The following is a 23,253-nucleotide window of genomic DNA, read 5'->3' as shown; positions in this document are numbered from 1 at the left end:
CCTAGCTTGTCAGGTCAACCGACTTTTTCTTCTGGACAGTTTTACCCACAAGGAGAGCCAGAGCGGAAAGAGCACAGATCACCATTGATGCTCTCATCAGCTCTACCAGAACCGGTGGCCACCCTGCTACTGAGGCCAAGTCTCCGAGATCTGTGAGGTGGCTGAGGCATACTAAGACCCAGACAAGAGCGCATACTCTGCCTGCCCCTCTGTGGCGAGCTAGAACAGCTATCTCCATGAAAGCCCACGTCCAGTGGTGGAGCCACGAAACAGGTGAGAGTAGGCAGGTGGCAACACCGATTAAAGCGGTGGCTGCCAGGAAATCGTCAGTCTTGATGAAGCGATCTGCCAACCAAAAGGTTGCGATTAGGAGTCCCACCAGAAGGGGCGCAAGCAGGAACAGAGAGTGGGTCTCGAAGAGCCGCTCGCTGATCCCCTGCAGTGAGCTATTGCCAGAGGTCGCAAAATTCTCGCCTAAATCAACAACTGTTTCTAGCTCTAACAGCCGCGAACTGAAGTAGTTGAAGGTGGTAGCGGGAAGAAAAACAGCGCTCACCACAAGGGTTACAAGGCCGGTAGCCGATGTGACCAGGGCAGGTTTCCAGCGGGCGGTCAGCACAAAAAAGAGAATAAAGAGGGCTGGTGTGAGCTTGATTCCGGCAGCTATGCCCAGAAGCACCCCGCGCGGTAGGTAGCGCGACGGAGGGCGAGTCATGTCAGCTAAGCAGAGAGCGACCAAGATGAGGTTGATCTGCCCGAAGATGAGGTGCTGGGCAACAACATTGGAGAACAAAGAACCTGTGAAAAGAACGGTAAACCATAGCAGGTAAGACTTAATCGCCAGGTTGGGTCGGACATACCTCAGTGAGCTTGCCAGGATAAAGCCGAGGGCTAGTGCGTTGAGGAAGGTCCACACACCTAAGCCCAGAGGCTCAGGAAGCCAGCTTAGCGGGGTCAGTAGGATAGCGGCAAAAGGGGTGTAAACAAAGGGGAGACCCTGGGGTACATACTCACCGACGATGTTCTCCGCATAGATGTTGGCACCCTCGAACAGGTAGGACCCAACACCCCGGTAAACACCGTAGTCAACCGGCCCATAGACCAGTGTAGAAGACAGCAGAGCGATTCGCGCTCCGGCAACAGCGAGAGCCAACAGACAGATAGCGATTAACCCGTATCTGCTTCTAAGCGTCATGGTTCCACCGTATGCTCCGGGTAAAGCACTGCATTTTCTCTCTTAGAGTAGCTCCCGGATGATAGGCACCACGCCATCATCATAGACCGATAAAGTCACATCTGTAGCGAGCTCCGCGACCTCGGGCAGGGCCTGACCCATAGCCACACCACGGGCAGCCCATTGAATCATTTCGCGGTCGTTGAGGCCGTCGCCAATAGCGATGGTGTGCTCTGGCTTGACGCCCAATCCTTGCCTGATCTCTTCGAGGGCTGTTGCCTTAGAGACATCTTCTGGAGAGATATCTAGCCAGGCGCTCCAACCTACAGCGTAATTGACCCCGCTGAGGCCCAGGTTGCTAATGACTTCCTTAAAATCGGCAGGAGTGTCCTCAGGTGAACAAACAACTACGCGCACCGCTGAGTCCATAGCGGCCATCTGGGTACGGCTTACTTTAGTGGTCTTAACCCCAAAGGACCAGTCTTCAAAATTATCAGTAGCATAAACAGTGCCGTCGGGTGCCTCCAAAGCCAAAGATGCCTGAGGCAGACGCTCCTTGATGGTTGTAATGGCTGAGGAAGGATCAAAACTGACCTTGTCAACGACCCGATAGCCCCCCTCTGCCCCTGGATCTATGCTCACAGTAACAGCCCCATTGGAGCATACGGTATAACCCCTATCAAGGCCTATGAGCTGAGCAATAGGCAGGGTAGCGCCTAGGGAGCGGCCGGTGGAGATCACTACATGGTGCCCGGCCTCAGCTACCTGTCTGGTCGCTTCTTTGACGGCTTCACTCATCTTCCCATCGTGGTTAACCAAGGTCCCATCCACGTCAAGGGCCACCAGGTAGTGGACCCCCGGCTCTTTCCGCCAGTCAGACTTCCGCAAGGGCAGGGTTTTCATATCTTTAATGCTGTCTATCACTCTATCTCCGTCTCTCAGGTCAGGTTCTTGCACCGGGTGCATCGCCTTGCCACAGGGTAGGCCCCCTATCAGCTGGCCCCAGCCACTAGCTATGCCAGCAAGGTTCATGGCCTCTTTAGCCGCCCACCCCTGACCAGACTATACAGAAAATCTCTCCGGTGAAAATAGAAGCAAGGCAGGGCCTAAAGGTTTATGGGGGGCCAGAGGCCTTAAACTAGAGAACATGTCTTTAGCTGACCTTTCTGAGAGCACCCAAAACTACCTAAAAATTATCTGGAGCATTACCGAACATTCTTCAGAACCGGCTAGTACCTCCGTGATAGCCTCCCGAGCCGGAGTGCGGCAATCGTCTGTCTCGGATGCCATCAAACGCCTGCGCCAAGCCGGGCTGGTCCAGCACCAACCCTACGGCGCTATTGAGCTCACCGAAGAAGGCCATCGCTACGCTCTCTCTATGATTCGCAGGCACCGCCTCATAGAAACTTTTCTGGTAGAGACTCTGGGCTACAGCTGGGATCAGGTTCACGATGAGGCAGAAGTGCTGGAACACGCAGTCTCAGATACCCTCATCGAACGCCTGGATCAATTTTTAGGGTACCCCAGCCGAGACCCTCACGGGGACCCCATCCCCTCCGCTTCAGGGGAGATGACCCACCCACCGATGGCTCCGCTGAGCCACTACGCAGGTTCCCAGGAGTATAGGCAAGAACTGCCCTTAACCCTTAAGGTTGAGAGAGTCTCCGACGCTAACGCTCAGACTCTCAGGGCCTGCACCTATCAAGGGGTCATTCCTGGTGCTCTTCTGACCTTACGTGAGACAAACACGGGAGGCCAGCTAACCGTTCATAACGGTCAGGGCCTCCCGCTCAGACTCAGCCCAGCAGAGACAGAGGCGATCTTCGTGTCTCTGCCAGCAAGCTAGGCTACAGTTGCCATTTTGCGAGCCCGCCAGTGAGCCAGAATTCCGTGCCTAGGGGCAAACAGGTAGGTGATCCCAAAAATCGTTCCTAGAGCTAGGACTACGGTACCTCCTACGGAAACATCAAATAGGTAGCCGCAGAAGAAACCCAGTAGAGCCCCGCTTACCGATACCGCGATAGAGATAATGAACATGGAATTGAATTTATCGGTCAGTAAGCGGGCAGTAGACCCTGGAATGACCAGTAGAGCCACCACCAAAACAACTCCCACGATCTGAAGAGCCAGTACCGAAGTCACTGCCAGGGCCACCAACAAAATAGCTGAAAGGGCACGCGGGTTGAGCCCGATAGCGTGAGTGTAACCAGGGTCAAAGGCGTAGAGAATCAAATCCTTACGCTTAATCATAAGAATCGAGATCACCAGCGCAGCAAGCACTACTACCTGCACTAGATCTAGCCATGACACTCCCAGCACATTGCCAAAGAGCACTGAGTGCAGATCAACCTGAGAAGGGAAGGCAGATAGTAGGACCAGCCCGAGGGCAAACATGGTGGTAAAGACGATGCCTATAGCAGCATCTTTACGAACCCGCCCCCCAGATGAGACGGATCCGATTAAAGCCACAGCAGTAAGAGCTGCCAGAACCGCACCAATGGCATAGGGGATACCCAAAATGTAGGATATCGCTACACCCGGTAGAACCGCATGCGAAATACCATCACCCATGAGTGAAAGCCCCATCAGCACTAGCCAGCAGGACAGCAAGGCACAGACCGTGGCGGCTACCACCGTTACGAGTAGCCCCCGTTGCATAAAACCATAGCTCAGAGGCTCGATAATGAGTTCGTACATGCTAATTTGCTCCTGCCTGATTAAGGGGGTCTACTCCAAAAGCCCGAATAAGGTTCGATGGTTCTAGCACCTCTTGGGGGCTACCTCGTGAGATAACCCTATTGCGCAACAAGACAGCGCTATCCGCTAAATCCGCTAAATTAGCTAGGTCATGGGTGGAAATAAGAATACTGGCACCCGAATCGCGGAGTTCTTTGAAGAGACTAATCAGCATAGCTTCACTCTTTTTATCGACACCGGCAAAAGGCTCATCCAGGAGCAGGATCCGGGCCCCTTGGGCTAAGCCTCGAGCAACAAAAGCTCGTTTTTTCTGCCCGCCGGAAAGGTTGCCAATCTGGCGGTGGGAAAGCTGCTCAAGCCCGACTCTCTCCAAAGCCTGGTCAACAGCCTGGACATCCTCTTTTTTGAGCCGCCGGGTCAGCCCCAAGCGCCCATAGCGCCCCTGGCTGACGATATCCCGAACCGATAGCGGGAAGCTAAAATCAATGTCCTCGCTCTGGGGTACGTAACTGACCAAGCCCTGGCGGCGGGCCTGGCGGGGGCTCAGCCCAGCAATACGGACTGACCCTGATGCAGGTACCAGACCCATAATGGACTTAAAGAGCGTGGACTTACCCGATCCGTTCATGCCTACCAGCCCACAAATATGCCCAGCCGCCAGGCTCAAGGAAGCATCACTCAGGGCAGCTACCTGCCCGTAGTGCACGGTGACATTGGAGATTTCTAACATATCCTGTGTGTTCTCTACCATGACTAGCCCTAGTCCTTTGAGCCCAGGGCATCAGCGATGAGCTGGGTATCATAACGGATCAAGTCCAGGTAGGTCGGCACCGGCCCACCTTCCTCAGAAAGAGAGTCAACATAGAGTGTTCCGCCGAATTTAGCATGGCTTTCAGCAGCGACCTGCTCCATGGAGCGCGCGGAGACAGTTGATTCGCAGAAAACAGCGGGCACATTATTAGTAGCGACCTCCTCAACTATCTGGGCAATACGCTGAGCACCAGTCTGCCCGTCAGAGTTAACTGCCCAGAGGTAGGCTTCTGTTAAACCGGCATCGGCTGCCAGGTAGGAGAAAGCACCTTCACAGGTAACCAGCATGCGCTGATTGCTGGGGAGCTGGGACAGGGAATCCACCAGTTCCTGGTGAACCTCCTCCAGTTGCCCCTTGTAAGCCTTAGCGTTGTTTTCAAAGTCATCGGCGTGTTCAGGGGCGACCTCACTCAGGGCCTTGACGATGTTATCCACATAAACCTGAGCAGCTACCGGGCTCATCCAGGCATGAGGGTTAGGGTAGCCAGCGCCGGCATCCTCGGTGATGCTGATTGGCTCGATACCTTCAGTCAAGATAGCGGCCGGTGCCTTGGAATCTTGCAGGAATTTATCCAACCAGGACTCTAGGTGAAGACCGTTAGCAATGATCAGATCGGCTTCTGAAGCTTTACGCACATCTGAAGGGGTTGGGTCATAACCGTGAATTTCAGCGCCAGCCTTAGTGAGCGATTCCACCTGAACGTACTCACCCCCGATGTTCTGGGCAATATCCGCAATAACAGTGAAGGTTGCTAGGACGTAGGGCTTTTCCGAGCTGGCCTCCCCTGGTTTTGCGGAGCAGGCTGATAGGCAGATCAGGAGGAGAGCTGCGGCCATAGCGAACAGGCTCCTGCCCCAGCTTCTGCTACTGCTCTTGGCCTTATCTGCGTGAATTGTGGAAGTCATCAGTGTCTTTCTTGTCTTGAGGGCGGGTTGGGGCGGTTTCCGCTGCTGAACTGCTTTGTTCATAGCTTGTACCGGCCTTATCTTTCACCGCTAACAGCATAAGTTCGTCTAGACGAACTTTTCAACGGTGACACGCCCGCACCCCGGACATCACACAACAGGGCGCCCCCTCCACAGGAGGGGGCGCCCTAAAAACATTTCACGCAAAAACCTACTTGACAGGTATTAACTCAAGACCGCCCATATAGGGGCGTAGGGCCTCGGGGATGCGCACAGAGCCATCAGCCTGCTGGTGGGTTTCTAGGATGGCGACCAGCCAGCGGGTAGTAGCCAAGGTACCGTTGAGGGTAGCCACAGGACGGGTCCCACCCTTCTTGACCTTGCCCTGGGCGTCCACGGTATCGGGCATACGCTCACGCACGTTCAGGCGGCGGGCCTGATAGGTGGTGCAGTTAGAGGTAGAAGTCAGTTCCCGGAAAGCACCCTGGGTGGGGACCCAGGCTTCACAGTCAAACTTACGGGCAGCAGACGAACCCAGATCCCCTGCGGCGGTATCAATCACCCGGTAGGACAGCTCGCACTTGGCTAGCATTTCCTCTTCCCAGGCCAGCATCTGCGCGTGCATATCCTCCGCCTGCTCAAGGGGGCAGTAGACAAACATTTCTGCCTTGTTGAACTGATGCACTCGGATAATACCCCGGGTGTCCTTACCCGCTGAACCGGCCTCACGGCGGTAGCAAGACGACCAGCCCAGGTACTTCTTGGGCCCCTTAGAGAAATCTATAATCTCATCAGCATGGAAGCCCGCAATAGCGACCTCGGAGGTACCCACCAGGTAGAGATCATCGCGTTCAAGACGGTAAATCTCATCGTCGTGCTCAACATTGAAGCCGGTGCCGTTCATGGTTTCGGGGCGCACCAGGGTGGGGGTGGTCAGCATGGTAAACCCGGCAGCGGTTGCCTGGTCCAGAGCCATCCACAGCAGGGCCTGCTCAAGGCGGGCAACGTGACCCTTCAAGAAGTAGAAGCGGGCTCCAGATACCTTGGCACCGCGAACCATATCGATGCCATCCACCAGCTCGCCGATTTCAAGATGGTCGCGGGGCTCAAAACCGTCGGCGCTAAAGTCGCGCGGCTCCCCCACCTGCTTGATGACCACGTAATCGTCCTCGCCACCGGCAGGGATACCATCAATAATCAGGTTCCCCATGCTCGAAAGCAGCGCGTCCTGGTGGGCCTGAGCGGCCTCCGAAGCCGCCTTAGCCTGGGAGACCTTCTGCGAAAGCTCCTTAACTTCTGCGAGCAGGGCCTGCTTTTCTTCCTTGGCAGCCTTACCAATCTTCTTAGAGAAGACGTTCTGCTCAGCTCGCAGGTTTTCGAACTCTACGATGGCCTGGCGGCGGGCGGTATCCGCTTCAAGGATCTGGTCGATGAGGGTTTCGTCGGCACCTCGGGCACGCTGAGAAGCGCGGAAGGCATCGGGGTTTTCACGCAGGAGGTTAATGTCAATCATGCCTCTAAATCTACCGTAGTTACCCTTCCTTTTGCTGGCGGGGGTCACCTGATAGAACCGATATCCGCCAAGCTTTGCCCCTCTTGTAAGCCAGGGGTGGCAGAGGCGACACCTGACCTGCCATATTTTCAGTATGCTTAGTTCTATGCTATCCCGTTCCGCAACACTAACAGCCCTTGCCATTTCCTCGGCCCTGACCGCCAGCGGTCTCGCTCTTGCTGTTCGACATATCCAGCACAAAAGGCCCGATGTGCTACCGGTCTACCGACCCCTGCACCGTATGATTGAGCCGGGGCCACCCCAGCAGGTCGCAGTTATCTATAACCCCGTCAAGGAGCGTTCTGACTCGGTCAAGAAACTTATTACCGCAGCCCTCGAGCAGGCAGACTGGCCTGGTGCCCGCTTCTACGAGACTCAGGAAGAAGACCCCGGCCACGGCATGGCCAAACAAGCCTTAGAAGAGGGTGCCGAGCTTGTTCTAGCGGTTGGTGGTGACGGTACGGTACGCGCGGTGGCTACCGCCCTTGCAGGAACAGGCGTTCCTCTGGGTGTAGTTCCTCTGGGCACCGGCAACCTGCTAGCCCGCAACCTCAAGTTAGACATCACAGACCTGCGGGCCTGCATTAACCTTGCCTTGCATGGGGAAAACTTGGCCGTAGACATGATTCGTATGAGCTTTGGCAACACGGATCAGCTTGACCCGGTTGACTTCATTATCATGGGTGGAGCGGGGTTCGATGCCCAAATCATGACGGATACCAGTGAAGACCTCAAAGCTAAAATTGGTTGGCTCGCCTATGTAGAAGCCAGCATCAGACACATGTTCACCCGCCGTCGCCCGGCCATCATTACCGTTGACGGAGCGGAACCCATCCGCCGCAAAATACGTTCAGTCCTTATTGCCAATACCGGTAAAATTCAGGGCGGACTTAATCTTGCCTCCTCAGCTGAAGTCTCAGACGGACAGCTGGAAGTCATAGTGCTCACACCCCGAACGCTCCTGAGCTGGATTCGCATGGCCGGGCAGTTCATCGTGCACCCCCGCCAAGCCATCTTCCCCGTAGTGGAACACTTTGTGGGCACCGAGGCCCAGGTAGACTTCCCGCAGGCGCCCCTACCCGTTGAGGTGGACGGGGATGTGCTGGGGGAAACCACCAGCCTCAATGCCAAAGTGCTCCCCGCAGCCGTGAACATCAAGGTCTACCCCGAGGACCTGCAGATCCGCTCACTCACCGACTTGCTCGATGCCCGCCAAGAACTAGCCGCCCAGCAAAAACGCTGGTGGCGGCAGGTTCTGGGCCTCTAAATATGGTGTTTGAGGGAGTCCGGGCGGCCCCCGGGGAAGAGGGATTCTACCCAGCTACGAGCCGCGTCGAAAGAGCTTTCATCGTGCACAGGGTCAACCCTGGCAACCCGCTGATCCGCACGGGGGTAAGAGCCCAAAAATAGCACGCCCGGTGCTACCCGGTGCAGGCCGCGCAGGGCATCGCGTACCCGCGCATCGTAGAGGTGCCCGTCAATATCAATAGAGAAGAAATAGGCGCCCAAGAACTCGCCCGTGGGCCGCGACTCAATCCGCGAAAGGTTAATCCCCCGGGTAGAGAACTGCTCCAGCAGGTCCAGCAGGGCACCGGGCCGATCCTGCGGGAGCGGTATCACCAGGGTTGTCTTATCTGCCCCGGTAGGTTCCGGAGTCACAGCGTCACGGGCCACCAGGACGAAGCGGGTCACAGCCCTTTTGTTATCCCCAATATTGTGGGCCAGCACCTTCAACTCCGGGTGAGCCTCAGCAAGGGCTGGCGAACAAATTGCCGCATCGTAGCCGCAGTTCTGCTGGAGTAGCCCAAGGGCCGCGCCCGCTGTTGATGAACCCGGCAGGTAGCCCGCTTCCGGCTTATTCTGGGCAACCCAGTTGCGCACCTGAGCCCAGGCATGAGTGTGCGTTGAGATGGTCTGAACGTCAGCCAGGGTTGTGCCGGGGCCAGCCACCAGCACAAAAGTAATAGGGACCAGCACCTCCCGGACGATGCGGAAAGACCCATCCAGGGCGGCGATAGCATCCAGGGTGGCAGTCACCCCGCCCTCTACCGAATTCTCGATGGGCACCATAGCCGCATCCGCCCGCCCCGAACGTAAGGCATCTAGCGCCGCCGGTACAGAAGACACAGGGATACGCTCAGCCTCCCGGGCACCCGGAACGGTCAACAAAGCAGCTTCAGTAAAGGTACCCACCGGACCCAAAAAGGTATAACGCATGAACCCTAGTCTAGTGGGCAAGGGCTAGGGCCTCCGTTTTTACTGAGGAGTCACCTGGGAAACAGCCAATACCGGGGCATGTTTTGCTCATAGCGCCTGCAACACCCATAAAAGACCTGCCCACCCGCAAATGACGGGCCCCAGTTATGCTGTAGACCGAGCCAGGGCAAAAAGGTCTGCCGGTATAGGACGCTCAAGCTCCCACTTAATATGCATCGGCTTTGAACCGCTATGGGACAGGTAGGTCACCGGACCTGCGAATATATAGGGAGCAGTGCCAATCCCGTCTTCTTTGGTATAGCGTATAAAAAGTAAGGGCGCCCGCCCCAGCTCACCGTGATGCTGGTAAATCTGCCCGAGGCGACTCTCTGGGTCAGTTGAATTCTGGGAGTCCCATGCGAATTCTCTTTCAGTCACCGCATAATCTTTGTACATGGTTTCGGGAGTGAAATGTTTCTCAGACTTACTGAGGTTGACCAACAAAGCGATGGTATTCGTTGCCTGTGACTCGTAGACACCCTGCACTGCGCCCGCGGGAACGGACCTCTTTTCGTTCTCGTGAAGGCCTATTGCAGCAAAAATCTCTTCACGTGAGTAATAGGCGTGTGTGCTCAGCGGAATATCTTGTGAAATAGTCAGTGATTTTTGGGGTGCATGCCTATCCGTCCCCAGACGGTAGGCCCAGATCTGTAGGAGCTCCTGAATGAAATAAGGGTGCTGGCGGAGCTCACCCAGCCCTTGGTCTAGGGTAAATTTCTTTTCTTCCTTTCCTATCTTTCCATTAGGCCAGAAGGAAAAAAGGAGCATCCAGGCAAAACGTTTCTCCCGTAGGCTAAGGTCCTTTTCCAACACATCAGTTGTCAAAAGCCGTTGATAAACAGAGGCTCGCTCTTCGTCATTAACATTAGCCAAGGACTTAATCCGATTGGAAAGATGCTCAACGACTGATCCCTTTTCATAAAGTTCTGGGATTCTGGGAATTTGCCCTGCCTGGTCCAACAGGAAGGTAAATGTTAAACCTTTACCGTTCTTTGTCTTCCGCCCATAGATATGAGCAAGTTCAAGACCGTACTGTTCGAGGTAGGGTTCCAACAGATCCGTGACGATAACTTCAAAGTTCTTTTTCTTCTGTTCTTCAACAAATACCTTGAGGTTATCGGCCAGAACTTCGATTTTGGGGTTAAGAGCATCTTTGATGCTTTTTAGCACCTGTTCTTGAGTTTTCTTATCGAGCTGGATGCTGCAGCCCGGTGGAAGATGTGGGTTTTCGACCTCGCCGGGTGTAACTACACCAGTACGAGTTAGGGAACGCATCTTAAGGTCAAACCTAAACCCTTTGGCTTGGTTACCCACGAAATCAAGTACAACCAAGACTGCCTTATCGGGGGACCTGCGTAGACCACGGCCAAGTTGCTGTTGAAAAAGAGTCGGTGACTGAGTAGGGCGAAGCATCAACAGCGTGTCCACTTCAGGAATATCTACACCTTCGTTGAACAGGTTCACTGTGAAAACTGTAGTCAGCTCATGTTCAGGGTCTTTAAGCTGCGCGATAACCTCGCGGCGCCGGTCTGCGCTATCATTGCCAAGGAGATACGTAGCCGGTAAGTGGGCTTTATTAAACTCCTCGGCCATATACCGAGCATGTTCTCTATCTACGCAAAAGCCAATGGCTCGCATACTTCCAGGGTTAGCAATTTTTTCATCAATCTGCTGCAGGATAAGGCTTACCCGCCGCTTATTCTCGAGGTAATACCGTGACAATTCACTGTCCCGATAACTTCCTCGCTCAAAGGTGAGGCTACTAAGGTCTGTTGCGTCGTTAATGCCGTAGTAGTGAAAAGGAACCAGCAGGTCGGCTTCAAGTGCGTCCCAAAGACGAAGCTGGGTAGCAAGGCGCCCATCAAAGTATTCAGCAGCAACGTTCTTGCCATCTGTTCGTTCAGGGGTGGCAGTAAGACCTAATAGCTCTTGAGGCTGGAAATAATTAAGAATTTTTTGATAGGTAGGGGCCGAGGCGTGGTGGAATTCATCAACGATAACTACGTCAAAGTGGTCTGGTTTAAATCGTTCGCTACCAGTGCCTGCAAGGGTCTGAATCGTTGCAAAGACCTGGTCATTATATTCGGGGACCATACCTCCGAAGTATTGCTCACCAAAGTTAGCATCACGCATGACCGTGGCAAAAGCACTCTGTGACTGGTTCAGAATCTCAGACTGGTGAGCGATAAAAAGAAGGCGCAGGCGGCGGCCAGCGTCTTCGCACAACCTCTTCTAGTCAAGAGCTGAGAAGATCGTTTTACCTGTACCTGTAGCAGCTACGGCAAGGTTCCGGTGGTGGCCTTTTTGCCTCTCCGCTTGAAGCTCATCAAGCATAATGGCTTGATGCGGGTAGGGGTGAACATCAACGTATGAAAAGTTAATCCCAAGGTTCGGCCGCGCTGATGCGCCTGTACCTATTTTTGCTTGTTCTAGCGACTTATCAAGCTTTTTGCGGTCTTCATCTGACCCTGTGTAGCTTTCAAACTGGTGGGATTCCCAATAGCTTTCAAAAGCCGCATTGAATTGCCGGAGAATGCCGGGGGTAACAATATTGGATATTCTGACGTTCCATTCAAGGCCATCGGTGAGTGCAGCATGTGAAAGATTTGAACTGCCTACATATCCTGTTGAGAAGCCCGTATTACGGTGAAAGAGCCAGGCTTTCGCATGTAATCGAGTTGAATTTTTCTCGTAGCTAATCTTGACCTGTGCCCCGTATTCTTTCACCAGCTTATCGACGGCTTTACGGTCACTAGCTCCCATGTAGGTTGTAGTAATGACGCGGAAGGGGATACCCCGCTTTTTTAGGATGTTAAGTTGCGGTGCAAGAACGTTAACACCAGTTAATTTGAGGAAGGAACACAGCAGATCAACACGATCGGCGCTCTCTAGCTCTCTCTTAAGTTCGTCGCCTAGCTGAGGCTCTTTCGGGTTGTTCGTCAACAGTGCAACATTGCTCAGCGGAGTATTGGGACGGCTTAGAGGCTTTTCTTGGTGCAGGGGTTTGAGTTCGGTGAGCTGAACTAGAGAACCCACTTTTTTCTGGCTCTCTAGCGTTAGGACTTCGTCAGATTCAGCCTGCTCTTCTTCCAAATGGTTAAGGAGAGAGTTGATGAGCATAATGCGCTCGTGGGCCTCGGTTTGTTCAAGTTTCGCAACAACTTGTTGTGCAAGATAACGCGCTAACGAAGAAACATGCTCAGAGTCATCGACAGGGATCTCTGACTCGATCCATTCAGACTCGATGGGGAGAGCTTGGGAGAGCATCCGACGAGTCTTAAGAGTTTCGTACAGACCGATGGGGAGAACCTGTTTATTACTCATATATGCAGCATACTTCAGCCATGCTCTGAGCCGTTACGCGGCTACTGCTATAGCCCTCAGCTAGGGGCCCTAGTTTTTATGTCAGATCTGTGGATAGACCAGCTACATTGGGCGTAATCTGCTGTCAAAAACGGTCTAATCGCCCCAGGTCCTTGCCAAGTCAGGTGTCCAGCACTATAAACGAACACATACACCCTAGTCACAAATATGTCCCAGGAGGACTCAATGCGCACCGCACAACGAACCCTGACCTTGACCGCTCTTGCCCTCCTGGTCCTCACAGGTTGCGGTGAACAAAAGACTGGTTCAATCCCAGAGCCCTCAGATAGCAGCTCAGCCAGTAGTGCAAGCGGTGCTAGCAGTAGCGTGAGTGCTAGCGCAACAGCTCAAGAAACTGAGCACTACTCCGGTGGATCCAAGGCCCCCGACGGTGAGTACCGCCCGGCAGACGAGTTCGGTCCGGCCCAAAACGTCCCCAAACCGGTTAAACCCGAAGGTATGAATGTTGAGACAACGGAAGGCATGGAGCTATTCATTAATTACTGGAATGATTTGCGCAACTACGCTATGCAAACCGGGGATGTAACAGAGATTACCAAGCTCGTAGATGAATCTTTTACCCAAGAGCAGAACTTTTATACAGCGCTCAACCAAATGTACACAGCCGATGGGTGGGTAATAGGAGGGGGAAGAACAATTCACTACAACAAAGATCTTCTACTATCCCACGGCAATGGTGAGTACTCGATAGGAGCAAATTTTGAGGTAAAAGATTCTGTATTTTGGCTCGATGGTAAGTCGACCTACAATGACAATTCTAATGCTATCTATGAAGGTGTCGAACTTAAACTCAAATTTAAAGATAGTTCATGGAAAGTAATTAGTGCCAATATTGTGAGCTAGGTCTGCTATGAAAAAGTTTTTTAAAGCACTCTGTGTTATATTTCCTCCACTGTTCCTATTGATGCTACCCGCACATGCAGATTCAAACGGAAAAGCAAATGAAGGAAGCTTTGATGTCTCAGTCACCTTGGAGCACCTAAAAATCGGTGAAGTGGGAAGTACCGGGGAAAATGGCTCCCAAGCAAAACATCAAGAGATACCTGGTGATACGCCGGTAGAAGCGGTTCAGATCCTTCACTTCCGGGAGCGTAAGGACCCGAATGACAGACGTGCGCGGCTTCTAGTAAATGGTGGCCCTCAGAGTGGGAGTTATTGCTTGACCGAGGGAGATCAAATTGGCATCATGGCATTGGTTCCTCCCGATTGGGGCGATGGGGCAGATACGCCCTACAACACCCCTAGCGGACTCAGAGGTTGTGTCCCCCTCACGCCAGAAGACCTTGAAGCAGCAGGTTTAGAAGCCACAGAAGTAGACGGACAAACCGTCCTACGTGCCACACAAGTTATCCTGAGCGTAGAAGATTTCAACACCTTCCCGGTCGCCCCCGCACAAGCTCACCAAGAACGAGCACCGCACACCCTCAAAAACTACAACACCAACTTCTGGGCTGACCCTAACCCCCAAGAATTTACCCGCACCATTGCCGGGCAAGAAGTCTCCCTGCGAGCTACCCCCGTTTCATACACCTTCCATTACGGTGACGGCACAACTCTAGGGCCAATCAACTACCCCGGCTACCAGCTAGGTGAAGATATCTGGGATCAGCCCACAGACACCTCCCACAAATACACAGAGCCCGGGGACTACCAGTTCACCATTACCACCAGCTACCGCGGTGAATACTCCGTCAACGGTGGACCCTGGCAGGTTATCGATGGGACCGTCGAACGCTCCACTGACCCCCAGCTCGTCCGCGTATGGCGGGTCAAAGCGGGTCTTGTCGCAGATGATTGCGAGCAGAACCCACAAGCCTGGGGTTGCCCCGGCACCTAAATCAGTGGCCGCCACCACCCAAAATACTTCATCCCAAAACTTTTCCTAGCTTACACACAGGCTTCCTGTACTCCCCACCTAGGTTAGGGTGCCATAGTTAAAACACAAGGACGAGGAGAGAAAACCCCGCAACCTTCAAGAGACTAATAATCTCGCCGTGACGATGAGTCACCTTTTCAGAGAACGTGTGTGAACCTCTGAGGCGTCGCCCCGCAAGGGGCGGTTCATGAGAAATGTGTGTGTATGGGGAAAGGGCCGCAACCAACAGGTTGCGGCCCTTTTCTTTGGCCCCAAGCAACAACCCCCACCTTTCTCAACATGTCGCACATCACTATACTGATGGAAAGATGCCAAAGCGGGTAGCTGCGACTAGCAAAGCCCTTACCCCCGGCTACCACCTTGCACGAGAGGACAAGTGATGACGGCAGAAACTCCCACCCACGAAACCCGGATTATGTTCGGAGCATCCCCACGCCCCTCTCTTCTTGCCGCACTGGGATTAAGCGTTCTCGTATGGTTAGACTTTTCGGAGAATACCTGGATTGGGGCCCTGTCGGTTGTCATTGGCTTACTAGGGGTTCGCACCATGAATCCCCCTACCAGGGGTAGATTGGCCTGGTACAGTGCGGGCATCGTTCTGCTTGCAATTATGGGAAGTATCTTCATCAGTTACGCAGTTACTAGACTCCTGCCTCTCGATGATTCATCTACACTCATCGCCAGCATCTTCCTGTCTCAAGCAGTTGCGACTTTTGCCCTCTACCGTATTTTCCGTAAGCGCATGCCGGTCCTCCCCCACCAGGCACAGACTAGTTAATCACCAAGCCCCAGGAACCACTAAAACCACATAAAACCCCGCTACCTCGCTCAAACAGCGAGATAGCAGGGGCTTCTATCGGCAGGCCCTAGAACTAGGTCTAGCCTGCCAGGTCCGGGAAGGCTTCAGCGACCGCAGGGCAACTAATCCTGCCGGCATCGGTGTTCAGGCCAAGCGCCAGGTCAGGGTTCTGCGCCAGCGCAGCGTCAACACCTTCCGCCAGTTTCAGCACGTAAGGCAGAGTAGCGTCGGTTAGCGCAATAGTAGAGGTACGGGGCACAGCGCCAGGCATATTAGCAACGCAGTAGTGGCGGATACCCTCGACCTCAAAGATAGGATCAGCGTAAGTGGTGGGGCGGGACGTCTCAAAGCAACCGCCCTGATCGATAGCTACATCAATGAGCAGGGCACCAGGCTTGAGGGTTTCAAGGTGCTCACGACGAACCACCTTAGGGGCCTTAGCGCCAGGTACCAGAATAGAGCCGATAATGACATCCGCACCGGCAATTTCACGCTCAATATTGGCGGGGGTTGAGTGCAAGACGCGGGCTGTTGAACCGAAGAGGTCAGCTAGCTCGCGGACACGAGGGCCGTAGCCTTCCAGAATGGTAACCTCTGCACCGAGGCCAACCGAGAGCTTAGCGGCTTGGGTACCCACGTTACCGCCACCGAGTACAACCACCCGTGCAGGCGCTACACCCGGCACACCGCCCAGGAGCAAACCCTGCCCGCCTTCGGTTCCCATAGTGTACTGGGCGGCAGCCTGGGCGGCCAGGCGGCCAGCAACTTCGCTCATGGGCAGTAGCAAGGGCAGGGCACGCCCGCTACGAACGGTCTCGTAGGCAATACCGCGAGTCTTAGCGGTCAGCAGAGCCTCAGTCAGGGGCTTGTCTGCTGCCAGGTGCAGGTAGGTGAAAAGGGTCAGATCTTCACGCAGATACTTGTACTCGGCTTCGATAGGTTCCTTGACCTTGACCAGGAGTTCAGCCTGTGACCAGGCTTGGTCCTGGCTGACCAGCTGGGCGCCGACCCGCTCGTACTCGTCGTTGGAGAAGCCAGCACCCAGGCCAGCGTCCTTCTCAATAAAGATCTGATGGCCTGCTTGGGTGAGAGCAAGAACGCCGTCAGGGGTCAGCCCAACGCGCTGTTCCTGGGGCTTGATTTCGCGGGGTACGCCAATGCGCATGAGAGGTGTCTTCCATTCATTTTCGTCGTTGAAAAATGCTGGTTTCAGCCTACGCCTTTTCCTTTGGCACCCACAAGCCACCTCACCTTTATAACTCACTATGAAGGGCCTCTGTGCTCATCAAGACCAGACTCTACCCCTGACCTGTGAGCACAGTCACCGCCTGAGGGTCTGAATCCTTGAGGAAAGTATCAATACGCTCAGCCTCATCGGTCTCACCTATCACAGCGGCAGTTTGCCCCAGCAGCAGTAGCGCCAGAAGGAAGCCCCGGTTAGGTTGGTGGGCCACAGGGATGGGGCCGTGGCCGCGCCAACCATTACCTCGGAGGGCATCAAGCCCGCGGTGGTAGCCTACACGGGCGTAAGCGTAAGCCTCCACGGTACGGCCAGCCGCGAGCGCTTCCTCAGCCAGTAGAGCCCATGCCAGTGAGGACTTAGGGAAGGCCTGGGCCAGCTCTTGCGGCGTATCACCAGCTGCGATGCGGGCATCCAGATCCGGGTTCTCCGGCAGGTAAGTGGGGGCAGGGCCATCTAGTAGGTTCTTACCGGCAAGTGACATGCGATGCTCCTTTTGTGAAAAGTTGTAATTACACAACAGTCTACTCGCAGGCCCTAAGAGTGCAGCAGCTAGCGCGAGGCAGATTAACAGTCGCAGGGAAGAGGAACTCTGCCCAAGCCCGCTTTAACCGGCTGTTCACACCGGGAAAGCCGACGCTTAACAGCCTGCAAGCTACCGCCCCTATACAGGGGCGGCCGGCACCTTAGAATTACAAGGTCATTGTTCCGGGAACAGAAGCACAAGACCCTTCTCGCTCAGCCTAATACGTAGAGGCCGGGATGAAACTCGCTGGGCAAGCCCCTGCTCCTCTAACTCTGTGATGTACTTTCGGGTAGTGCTCCTTGACTTACCTATTACCTCGCTCAAAGTATCCCAATCCAGCCCTCGTTCACCACCAAAGAGGTGAACTTGGCCAAGAATAAAGAGCGTAGAAACGGTATCCTGCGGTAGCTCAGCAGACTGCGACAAATGGTGTACATGAAATTTAAGGCCCTCCATGAGATACTTTTTGTCTACAAAATCGTCAATAAGCCTCTGTTGGGCATCACGGATAAAACCGAGCATAGTCTGGACAAAAGAAGTGGCGTCAGCCATGTTGAGGGGCTCTTCCACCTCCGTAAAGGCCTTATAGTATTCGGCTCTCCTCTGGTTGATGAGGTAAGAGAGCGTCAGCACGGTATAAGCAGAAAAAACTTCCTGGAGCTGAACGCTCAGTAGGAACCTACCCAATCTGCCGTTGCCGTCGTAGAAAGGGTGTACAGCCTCAAACATGAAGTGCGAGACCACCCGCGACAGGAGAGAAGGCGCTTCATCATCTGCAAGGTGATCCAGCATGGCTTGGAGAGCTGTTTACTTATGTCCTCTTCGGTGGCAGACCCGGCATGAATACCTTTATCTGCACCGTCATAGACATATACCGGATTTAGCCTAAACAGGTCCCCGTCAGGCCTGTCTTCTGTTGCAATCTCAGCACCAAATAGGCGGTCATAAACCTCCCGAATCTCATCTAAAGTTGTAGGAGCTTTGACCTGGCCGTCTGAAAGTTCCAGATAGAGCCTAGCAGTTTCCCGGAATTTCCTATTCTCACCAGGCTCCGCTTCAAGAGCCTGCTGAATCTCGTGCCGGGTAGAGCGAACCCCCTCAATCTCATGGCTTGCAGTAATCTCCTGGGTAATAAGCTCATAAAGATAGCTACGCCGGGCAGCTAGGGGGATATCCGCCGCAAGTACTTCTAAAGTGCGTTCATTCAGCAAGACTTGCTCTTGCAAGAGTAAGAGCTGAGGGGTCACAGTGTAGAACAGTTTGTTCCCGTTCATCTCAAAGTTGGTCTCGAACCCATTGCTTCGCCTGCGCTGAGCTTCCTGCTCTGCTGTAGAACGGTCATCTTGGTGGAAGACAGATTTAAGGGACTTATACTTCTTCATCCGGTTTACCTCCTACCTCTTAAAAACCGATCTTTTTACGTTTTAGCACCTACCTTAGCTAACTCTTAAACGTAAAAACACCGCTTTTTACGTTTAAGGGTCGCCGGGGCATACAGCTAAAACGTAAAAGCAGCGGTTTTTACCAGAAAGAAACCGAACAGATAAAGGCGCCGGCCGCCCCTCTACAGGGGCGGCCGGCGCCTTAGCTCACCTCGGTAAGCGAGTCTCTACCAGCAGAGACTACTTAAGGGAGGTGCCAACAGAGCCGAGCTGCTGAGCGGCTTCAACCACACGAGCGGTCATACCAGCCTCAGCTGCAGCACCCCATACGCGGGGATCGTAGGTCTTCTTGTTGCCCACTTCGCCATCTACCTTGAGCACACCATCGTAGTTGCGGAACATATGATCGGCTACAGGACGGGTGTAGGCATACTGGGTGTCGGTGTCGATGTTCATCTTGATAACACCGTAGGAAACTGCATCTGCAATCTCCTGCTCGGTGGAACCTGAGCCGCCGTGGAAGACCAGGAAGAAGGGCTTTTCGCCCTTGCCGTACTTAGCGCCGACCTCGGTCTGGATTTCCTTGAGCAGTTCGGGGCGTAGGTGGACGTTACCGGGCTTGTAGACGCCGTGGACGTTACCGAAGGTCAGAGCTGCCATGTAGGTGCCCTTTTCACCCAGGCCGATGGCCTCAACGGTCTTGATGGCGTCCTCAACAGTGGTGTAGAGGGAATCGTCGATAGCGCCCTCAACGCCGTCTTCCTCGCCGCCCACAGCGCCGATTTCAACTTCCAGAACCTGACCGGTTTTAGCGGTGCGAGCGATCAGTTGCTGAGCGATTTCCAGGTTCTCTTCCAGGGAGATAGCGGAGCCGTCCCACATGTGTGAGTTGAAGATGGGGGCTTCACCGCGAGCTACGGCCTTCTCTGACTCTTCGAGCAGGGGCAGGACGAAGCCGTCCAGCTTGTCCTTGGGGCAGTGGTCGGTGTGCAGAGCAATGTTGACGTCGTACTGCTTAGCAACTTCGCGTGCGTACGCGGCAAAAGCAAGTGAGCCAGCAACCATGTTCTTCTTGGTGGAGCCCGACCAGTAGGCTGCGCCACCGGTAGAAGCCTGGATGATGCCGTCTGAGCCTGCCTCAGCGAAACCGGCGATGGCTGCGTTGAGGGTCTGTGATGAGGTTACGTTAACGGCGGGGTAGGCAAAGCCCTTAGAGCGGGCGTTTTCGAGCATTTCTGCGTAGACTTCGGGGGTTGCAATAGGCATGCTGACTCCTCATATGTTGGGTTGGGCCACCCGGTTGGCGGCCTGCTGTGAGTTGGTGCCCGCTCCCCCGACCCGTCTAAGGTGCAGAGGTGGGCGCCTGCCTGGTTCCCAGTTTACCAAGGGTAGCGGTGCAATGGGGAGCTTTCCCACATTAATTTCGGGCATAAACCCACTCAAAACAATGTGTTTTGGTGTAAATACCAGGCACCTTCCCCCTCTAATCGGCGATAAGTGGAAAATAATGTTGTTTTTTATGGGTTTGCCTGCCAGGCCACCAACTGCCAGGCAAGATCACAAAAGCAGGGAACCCTCCAGCTACCGGACCTCCGAATTCAGGGCAGGCAGCTAGAGGGCTCTAGCCTCGGGCTCAACCTATAAGCCAAAGACCCAGACAGCTAAAGTCATGGTCACTGCGGTGATGGCCACAATACAGAAAATGTTCAGCCAAAGACCGCCCTTGACCATCTGCCCAATGGTCACATAACCAGACCCGTAGGCGATGGCGTTGGGCGGGGTTGCAACAGGCAGCATAAAAGCGCAGGTTGCCGCCAAGGCAACAGGAATAGCTAGAACCATAGGCGCCTGGCCCATACCCATCGCAATACCACCGGCAACAGGCAGGAAGGTAGCTGCCGTTGCGGTATTGGACGTCAGCTCGGTCAGGAAAATAACACCGGCGGTTACCATCAAGACAAGGAACACCAGAGGAACTGCGCCCATACCTCCTACCAGTTTGCCAATCCAATCAGTGAGGCCCGATCCGGTGAACTGGGATGAAAGGGCTAGCCCCCCGCCAAAGAGCAAGAGAACGCCCCAGGGAAGTTTAGTGGCTGTCTCCCAATCAATCAGGCGTACACCTTTCTGAGCTGTCCCACCGGCAGGGAGGGCAAAGAGGATAAGGCCCACCAGCACCGCGATACCTGCATCTGTGATAGGAGCTGGTTTAGACCAGATGAGGGGAACAAAAATCCAGGCCAGAGCTGCGGCGATAAAGATAATGAGCACACGCAGTTCGCCGGACCCCATGGGGCCTAGCTTGGCGTATTCCTGGGCAATAAGTTTCTTGCCTCCGGGGATTTCGCTGATTTCTGGTTTAAAAAATACTTTAGTTAGCAGGAACCAGCAGCAAAAAAGGGTAACTATGGACAGGGGAACGCCCACCAGCATCCACTGACCAAAGCCAATCTGGATACCGTGGGTATCTGCCATATAACCGGCTAGAAGGGTATTAGGAGGGGTTCCGATGAGAGTTCCCAGGGACCCAATAGAGGCCGCATACGCTATCCCCAACATCAGAGCGGTCCCAAAATTGGAGTTGATGACAGCCTGCTTGACCTGCTGGCTCTCTGCGGCAGCACCCTCCTCAATCTGTATCTGGGTTGACCCGCTTGCCTGGGCTATCAGCATGAGCACTGAAACTCCGATGGGGATCATCATGACAGCGGTAGCGGTATTGGAAACCCACATGGACAGAAAACCGGTGGCGATCATAAAACCGGCTACCATGGTTGACGATTTGGTGCCCATAGATTTAAGAGTGAGCAGGGCAATACGGCGGTGAAGGTTCCAGCGTTGCATGGCAAGCGCCAGCAGAAAGCCACCCATGAAAAGGAAGATGATGCTGTTGCCGTAGCTAGCTCCTACCTCATTAATTTTCACCTCTGGGTTCAGGACAGGGAAAACGACTAAAGGTAAGAGTGCGGTGGCGGGGATAGGTAGTGCTTCTGTCATCCACCAGATACCCATGAGTACAGCCATGGCAGCGGTGAGACGGGCAGGGTGGGATAGGTCCGCTGGCATCGCGAAATAGATTACGAGGGCAAGAAGCAGACCACCCAGAAGTCCCAGCAAGCGCTTAGTGCGTTCCTTGGCTTCGACCTCTGGTGCCTGGGAGCCTCGGGATCGGTGGATCTGATCGATGGACTGGGTGGGGGTGGCACTGTATTTCTGTAGGTGATCACCCGTAATATGGGGTTTGTTCATGCTGAGACCTCACGTCTTTGTGTGTTCAGGGAAGCGACCCTTGCAGACTGCTGGTAGCCAGCTACGAGAGTGCAGATTATCAATCTACCCGATATCTGCCTTTGTGAAGTGGACGCGGGGCATGTCATCTCCTCCATGACTGGCAACCTTTCCTTATCAGCCCCCTTCTGGTTGTATCTGAGCTCGCTACTGACTCCCGGACCGGTGGAACGCACGCTAACCTCTCAGCAGAAGCCTTCTGGGGGGGTAGAAATAAACGACAATAGGAATCAAAGGCCTTGAATTATCCTCTGAGTAGATTAGAAAAACGCTCTTTAAGGTATCGCTGGCACAAGCTGGCCTTCACTTTATCTGTCTTTCTCACGTCTCTAACTGTTTGTATGGCCTTAGCGATTGCTGGAGTTTTCCTCTTCTTCCCAGAGATGAGCAGCGCTCTTGATACAAAGGCCCTGGATGAGATTTATCAGTTCGTAGTGCTGGCACTTGTTTTTCCTTTTGCCCTGGGATTTATTCGCCTGCTCAAGTCCGCGCAATCAAAAACCAAGGGCTGCCTAGTTGATAGCCAGCAATTTCCCCAGGTGTTAAGTACCCTTGAGGGGCTAGCTCACGATGCCGGTTTAGAGCGGACTCCTCTGGTGGTTGTGGTTCCGGGTCTTGAGGGGCTGTCTCATTCTCTGCAAGCGGGAGGCGAATCGGTTATCCTCATTCATTCAGACCTCCTCAATGCCCCTCGCCCAGATGGTACCCTGGGTGCGCTCCATTTTGCCTTGGCCCGGGAAGTCGGTAACCTTTCGGCTAACCATCAGGCGCTCTGGTACGAGTTTTCAACTACGGTCAGCCAATCCATCCCGTTCTTGAAGAACCTGTTGAATTGGACAGAGACCTATACCGCGGATCGTTACGGGGCGGCTTTGGCCCCGGAATATGCGGCAGACTATTTTGGGGTCTTGGCTCTTTCAAAGGACTGCTGGCTGGACTTTCACCCCTCTCAAACAATTAAGAGGGCTGGCAGGGAAAAGATTTTTAACCTGGTGGCTGCTTGGACGAACCCAGCCCCGCCGCTACCTTGGCGTATGCTTGCGCTAGCCCACCTGGGAGTTTTTAGGGGAGATATGGTTGGTCTTCCTCATATCAGCACCCAAGATCTTGAAAAATATCATGCGCCCCTATTCTCTAAACCTGCCATTCTTGAGCAAGGTGCTGAGGGCCAGATGGTAGCCCAGGGTAGCCTGCGGTACCTTTTTGCCCATAGCAACTAAGTCAAACGGTTTCGGGGAAGGGTGCCGCTGGATGGGCTTCTGAATTTGCCCCTTAACTGCTAGTAGGTCAGGGTCTGCCCGGGAGTGATGAATTATGTTTCTGCTGACCCGACCCCTAGCACATCTTTAGTGTACCTATGGTA

At 54.1% G+C, this 23,253-nt stretch carries 19 protein-coding genes and 1 pseudogene; 6 read left to right on the top strand and 14 right to left on the bottom strand.

What is annotated here, in order from left to right; all coding sequences use genetic code 11:
- Nucleotide 1: 1 nt before the first annotated feature.
- Both ACN08V_RS00615 and ACN08V_RS00610 read right to left on the bottom strand, forming a co-directional pair.
- Nucleotides 2-1,195, bottom strand: coding sequence for a glycosyltransferase 87 family protein (locus ACN08V_RS00615; RefSeq protein ID WP_419099002.1), 1,194 nt, complete (start codon nt 1,193-1,195; stop codon nt 2-4).
- A gap of 42 nt (nt 1,196-1,237) precedes the next feature.
- A complete protein-coding gene (locus ACN08V_RS00610) occupies nt 1,238-2,077 on the bottom strand; it encodes an HAD family hydrolase (RefSeq protein ID WP_419104152.1) in 840 nt (279 codons plus the stop codon).
- Between the two features lie 244 nt (nt 2,078-2,321).
- On the opposite strand from ACN08V_RS00610, the gene ACN08V_RS00605 reads away from it, so the two are divergent.
- On the top strand, nt 2,322-3,020 hold the full coding sequence (locus tag ACN08V_RS00605; protein WP_419104151.1) for a metal-dependent transcriptional regulator: 699 nt from the start codon (nt 2,322-2,324) through the stop codon (nt 3,018-3,020).
- Here the strand turns inward: ACN08V_RS00605 and ACN08V_RS00600 are convergent.
- The 4 genes from ACN08V_RS00600 to serS form a co-directional block, all read right to left on the bottom strand.
- Nucleotides 3,017-3,877 (bottom strand): metal ABC transporter permease, encoded by an 861-nt coding sequence (locus ACN08V_RS00600; protein ID WP_419099439.1) that lies wholly within the window; start codon nt 3,875-3,877, stop codon nt 3,017-3,019. The genes ACN08V_RS00605 and ACN08V_RS00600 overlap by 4 nt on opposite strands.
- Nucleotides 3,873-4,622 (bottom strand): metal ABC transporter ATP-binding protein, encoded by a 750-nt coding sequence (locus ACN08V_RS00595; protein WP_419098999.1) that lies wholly within the window; start codon nt 4,620-4,622, stop codon nt 3,873-3,875. The genes ACN08V_RS00600 and ACN08V_RS00595 overlap by 5 nt, the downstream gene beginning before the upstream one ends.
- Nucleotides 4,623-4,630: 8 nt before the next feature.
- The gene (locus ACN08V_RS00590; protein ID WP_419098998.1) at nt 4,631-5,587 is read right to left on the bottom strand and encodes a metal ABC transporter substrate-binding protein; all 957 of its coding nucleotides are present in this window, start codon (nt 5,585-5,587) and stop codon (nt 4,631-4,633) included.
- A 211-nt stretch (nt 5,588-5,798) separates the two neighbouring features.
- Nucleotides 5,799-7,100 (bottom strand): serine--tRNA ligase, encoded by a 1,302-nt coding sequence (serS, locus tag ACN08V_RS00585; RefSeq protein WP_419104150.1) that lies wholly within the window; start codon nt 7,098-7,100, stop codon nt 5,799-5,801.
- A gap of 145 nt (nt 7,101-7,245) precedes the next feature.
- Between serS and ACN08V_RS00580 the strand changes: the two genes are divergently transcribed.
- Nucleotides 7,246-8,406, top strand: coding sequence for a diacylglycerol/lipid kinase family protein (locus ACN08V_RS00580; RefSeq protein ID WP_419104149.1), 1,161 nt, complete (start codon nt 7,246-7,248; stop codon nt 8,404-8,406).
- Here ACN08V_RS00580 and pheA read toward each other — a convergent pair.
- On the bottom strand, nt 8,403-9,356 hold the full coding sequence (gene pheA / locus ACN08V_RS00575) for a prephenate dehydratase (protein WP_419104148.1): 954 nt from the start codon (nt 9,354-9,356) through the stop codon (nt 8,403-8,405). The genes ACN08V_RS00580 and pheA overlap by 4 nt on opposite strands.
- A 144-nt stretch (nt 9,357-9,500) precedes the next feature.
- Nucleotides 9,501-12,515: pseudogene (locus ACN08V_RS00570) on the bottom strand (DUF3427 domain-containing protein).
- Nucleotides 12,516-12,944: 429 nt separating this feature from the next.
- On the opposite strand from ACN08V_RS00570, the gene ACN08V_RS00565 reads away from it, so the two are divergent.
- The 3 genes from ACN08V_RS00565 (at nt 12,945) to ACN08V_RS00555 (ending at nt 15,433) form a co-directional block, all read left to right on the top strand.
- Entirely contained in the window at nt 12,945-13,622 is a 678-nt protein-coding gene (locus ACN08V_RS00565) for a DUF6318 family protein (protein ID WP_419104147.1), read from the top strand.
- Between the two features lie 343 nt (nt 13,623-13,965).
- On the top strand, nt 13,966-14,616 hold the full coding sequence (locus ACN08V_RS00560; protein ID WP_419098992.1) for a hypothetical protein: 651 nt from the start codon (nt 13,966-13,968) through the stop codon (nt 14,614-14,616).
- A 418-nt stretch (nt 14,617-15,034) separates the two neighbouring features.
- On the top strand, nt 15,035-15,433 hold the full coding sequence (locus ACN08V_RS00555; protein WP_419104146.1) for a hypothetical protein: 399 nt from the start codon (nt 15,035-15,037) through the stop codon (nt 15,431-15,433).
- A gap of 100 nt (nt 15,434-15,533) precedes the next feature.
- On the opposite strand, the gene ald is transcribed toward ACN08V_RS00555, so the two are convergent.
- The 6 genes from ald to ACN08V_RS00525 all read right to left on the bottom strand — a co-directional run bounded on the left by ald (nt 15,534) and on the right by ACN08V_RS00525 (nt 21,851).
- Nucleotides 15,534-16,619 (bottom strand): alanine dehydrogenase, encoded by a 1,086-nt coding sequence (gene ald, locus ACN08V_RS00550; protein ID WP_419104145.1) that lies wholly within the window; start codon nt 16,617-16,619, stop codon nt 15,534-15,536.
- A gap of 133 nt (nt 16,620-16,752) precedes the next feature.
- On the bottom strand, nt 16,753-17,178 hold the full coding sequence (locus tag ACN08V_RS00545) for a DUF3151 domain-containing protein (protein WP_419098989.1): 426 nt from the start codon (nt 17,176-17,178) through the stop codon (nt 16,753-16,755).
- A gap of 216 nt (nt 17,179-17,394) precedes the next feature.
- Complete coding sequence (locus tag ACN08V_RS00540; protein ID WP_419104216.1) at nt 17,395-17,964, bottom strand: Fic family protein; 570 nt, start codon at nt 17,962-17,964, stop codon at nt 17,395-17,397.
- Nucleotides 17,889-18,602 (bottom strand): hypothetical protein, encoded by a 714-nt coding sequence (locus tag ACN08V_RS00535; RefSeq protein ID WP_419104218.1) that lies wholly within the window; start codon nt 18,600-18,602, stop codon nt 17,889-17,891. Before ACN08V_RS00535 ends, ACN08V_RS00540 begins: the two co-directional genes overlap by 76 nt.
- A 240-nt stretch (nt 18,603-18,842) precedes the next feature.
- Nucleotides 18,843-19,868: a class II fructose-bisphosphate aldolase gene (gene fbaA / locus ACN08V_RS00530; protein ID WP_419098987.1), complete on the bottom strand. Its 1,026-nt coding sequence runs from the start codon at nt 19,866-19,868 to the stop codon at nt 18,843-18,845.
- A gap of 372 nt (nt 19,869-20,240) precedes the next feature.
- Nucleotides 20,241-21,851, bottom strand: coding sequence for an SLC13 family permease (locus ACN08V_RS00525; protein WP_419098986.1), 1,611 nt, complete (start codon nt 21,849-21,851; stop codon nt 20,241-20,243).
- Between the two features lie 380 nt (nt 21,852-22,231).
- On the opposite strand from ACN08V_RS00525, the gene ACN08V_RS00520 reads away from it, so the two are divergent.
- On the top strand, nt 22,232-23,110 hold the full coding sequence (locus ACN08V_RS00520) for a hypothetical protein (RefSeq protein ID WP_419104144.1): 879 nt from the start codon (nt 22,232-22,234) through the stop codon (nt 23,108-23,110).
- Nucleotides 23,111-23,253 lie beyond the last annotated feature (143 nt).

Source organism: Rothia sp. P5766 (assembly GCF_048513555.1).
In the GTDB taxonomy this organism is placed as follows: domain Bacteria; phylum Actinomycetota; class Actinomycetes; order Actinomycetales; family Micrococcaceae; genus Rothia.
This window is presented reverse-complemented; position numbering and strand designations above follow the sequence as displayed.

What these genes read in the sequence shown, in the direction of transcription:
- ACN08V_RS00615 (WP_419099002.1), bottom strand. Translation starts at nt 1,195, where the DNA reads ATGACGCTTAGAAGCAGATACGGGTTAATCGCTATCTGTCTGTTGGCT.
- ACN08V_RS00610 (WP_419104152.1), bottom strand. Translation starts at nt 2,077, where the DNA reads ATGAAAACCCTGCCCTTGCGGAAGTCTGACTGGCGGAAAGAGCCGGGG.
- ACN08V_RS00605 (WP_419104151.1), top strand. Translation starts at nt 2,322, where the DNA reads ATGTCTTTAGCTGACCTTTCTGAGAGCACCCAAAACTACCTAAAAATT.
- ACN08V_RS00595 (WP_419098999.1), bottom strand. Translation starts at nt 4,622, where the DNA reads ATGGTAGAGAACACACAGGATATGTTAGAAATCTCCAATGTCACCGTG.
- ACN08V_RS00590 (WP_419098998.1), bottom strand. Translation starts at nt 5,587, where the DNA reads ATGACTTCCACAATTCACGCAGATAAGGCCAAGAGCAGTAGCAGAAGC.
- serS (WP_419104150.1), bottom strand. Translation starts at nt 7,100, where the DNA reads ATGATTGACATTAACCTCCTGCGTGAAAACCCCGATGCCTTCCGCGCT.
- ACN08V_RS00580 (WP_419104149.1), top strand. Translation starts at nt 7,246, where the DNA reads ATGCTATCCCGTTCCGCAACACTAACAGCCCTTGCCATTTCCTCGGCC.
- pheA (WP_419104148.1), bottom strand. Translation starts at nt 9,356, where the DNA reads ATGCGTTATACCTTTTTGGGTCCGGTGGGTACCTTTACTGAAGCTGCT.
- ACN08V_RS00565 (WP_419104147.1), top strand. Translation starts at nt 12,945, where the DNA reads ATGCGCACCGCACAACGAACCCTGACCTTGACCGCTCTTGCCCTCCTG.
- ACN08V_RS00560 (WP_419098992.1), top strand. Translation starts at nt 13,966, where the DNA reads ATGGCATTGGTTCCTCCCGATTGGGGCGATGGGGCAGATACGCCCTAC.
- ACN08V_RS00555 (WP_419104146.1), top strand. Translation starts at nt 15,035, where the DNA reads ATGACGGCAGAAACTCCCACCCACGAAACCCGGATTATGTTCGGAGCA.
- ald (WP_419104145.1), bottom strand. Translation starts at nt 16,619, where the DNA reads ATGCGCATTGGCGTACCCCGCGAAATCAAGCCCCAGGAACAGCGCGTT.
- ACN08V_RS00545 (WP_419098989.1), bottom strand. Translation starts at nt 17,178, where the DNA reads ATGTCACTTGCCGGTAAGAACCTACTAGATGGCCCTGCCCCCACTTAC.
- ACN08V_RS00535 (WP_419104218.1), bottom strand. Translation starts at nt 18,602, where the DNA reads ATGAAGAAGTATAAGTCCCTTAAATCTGTCTTCCACCAAGATGACCGT.
- fbaA (WP_419098987.1), bottom strand. Translation starts at nt 19,868, where the DNA reads ATGCCTATTGCAACCCCCGAAGTCTACGCAGAAATGCTCGAAAACGCC.
- ACN08V_RS00525 (WP_419098986.1), bottom strand. Translation starts at nt 21,851, where the DNA reads ATGAACAAACCCCATATTACGGGTGATCACCTACAGAAATACAGTGCC.
- ACN08V_RS00520 (WP_419104144.1), top strand. Translation starts at nt 22,232, where the DNA reads ATGGCCTTAGCGATTGCTGGAGTTTTCCTCTTCTTCCCAGAGATGAGC.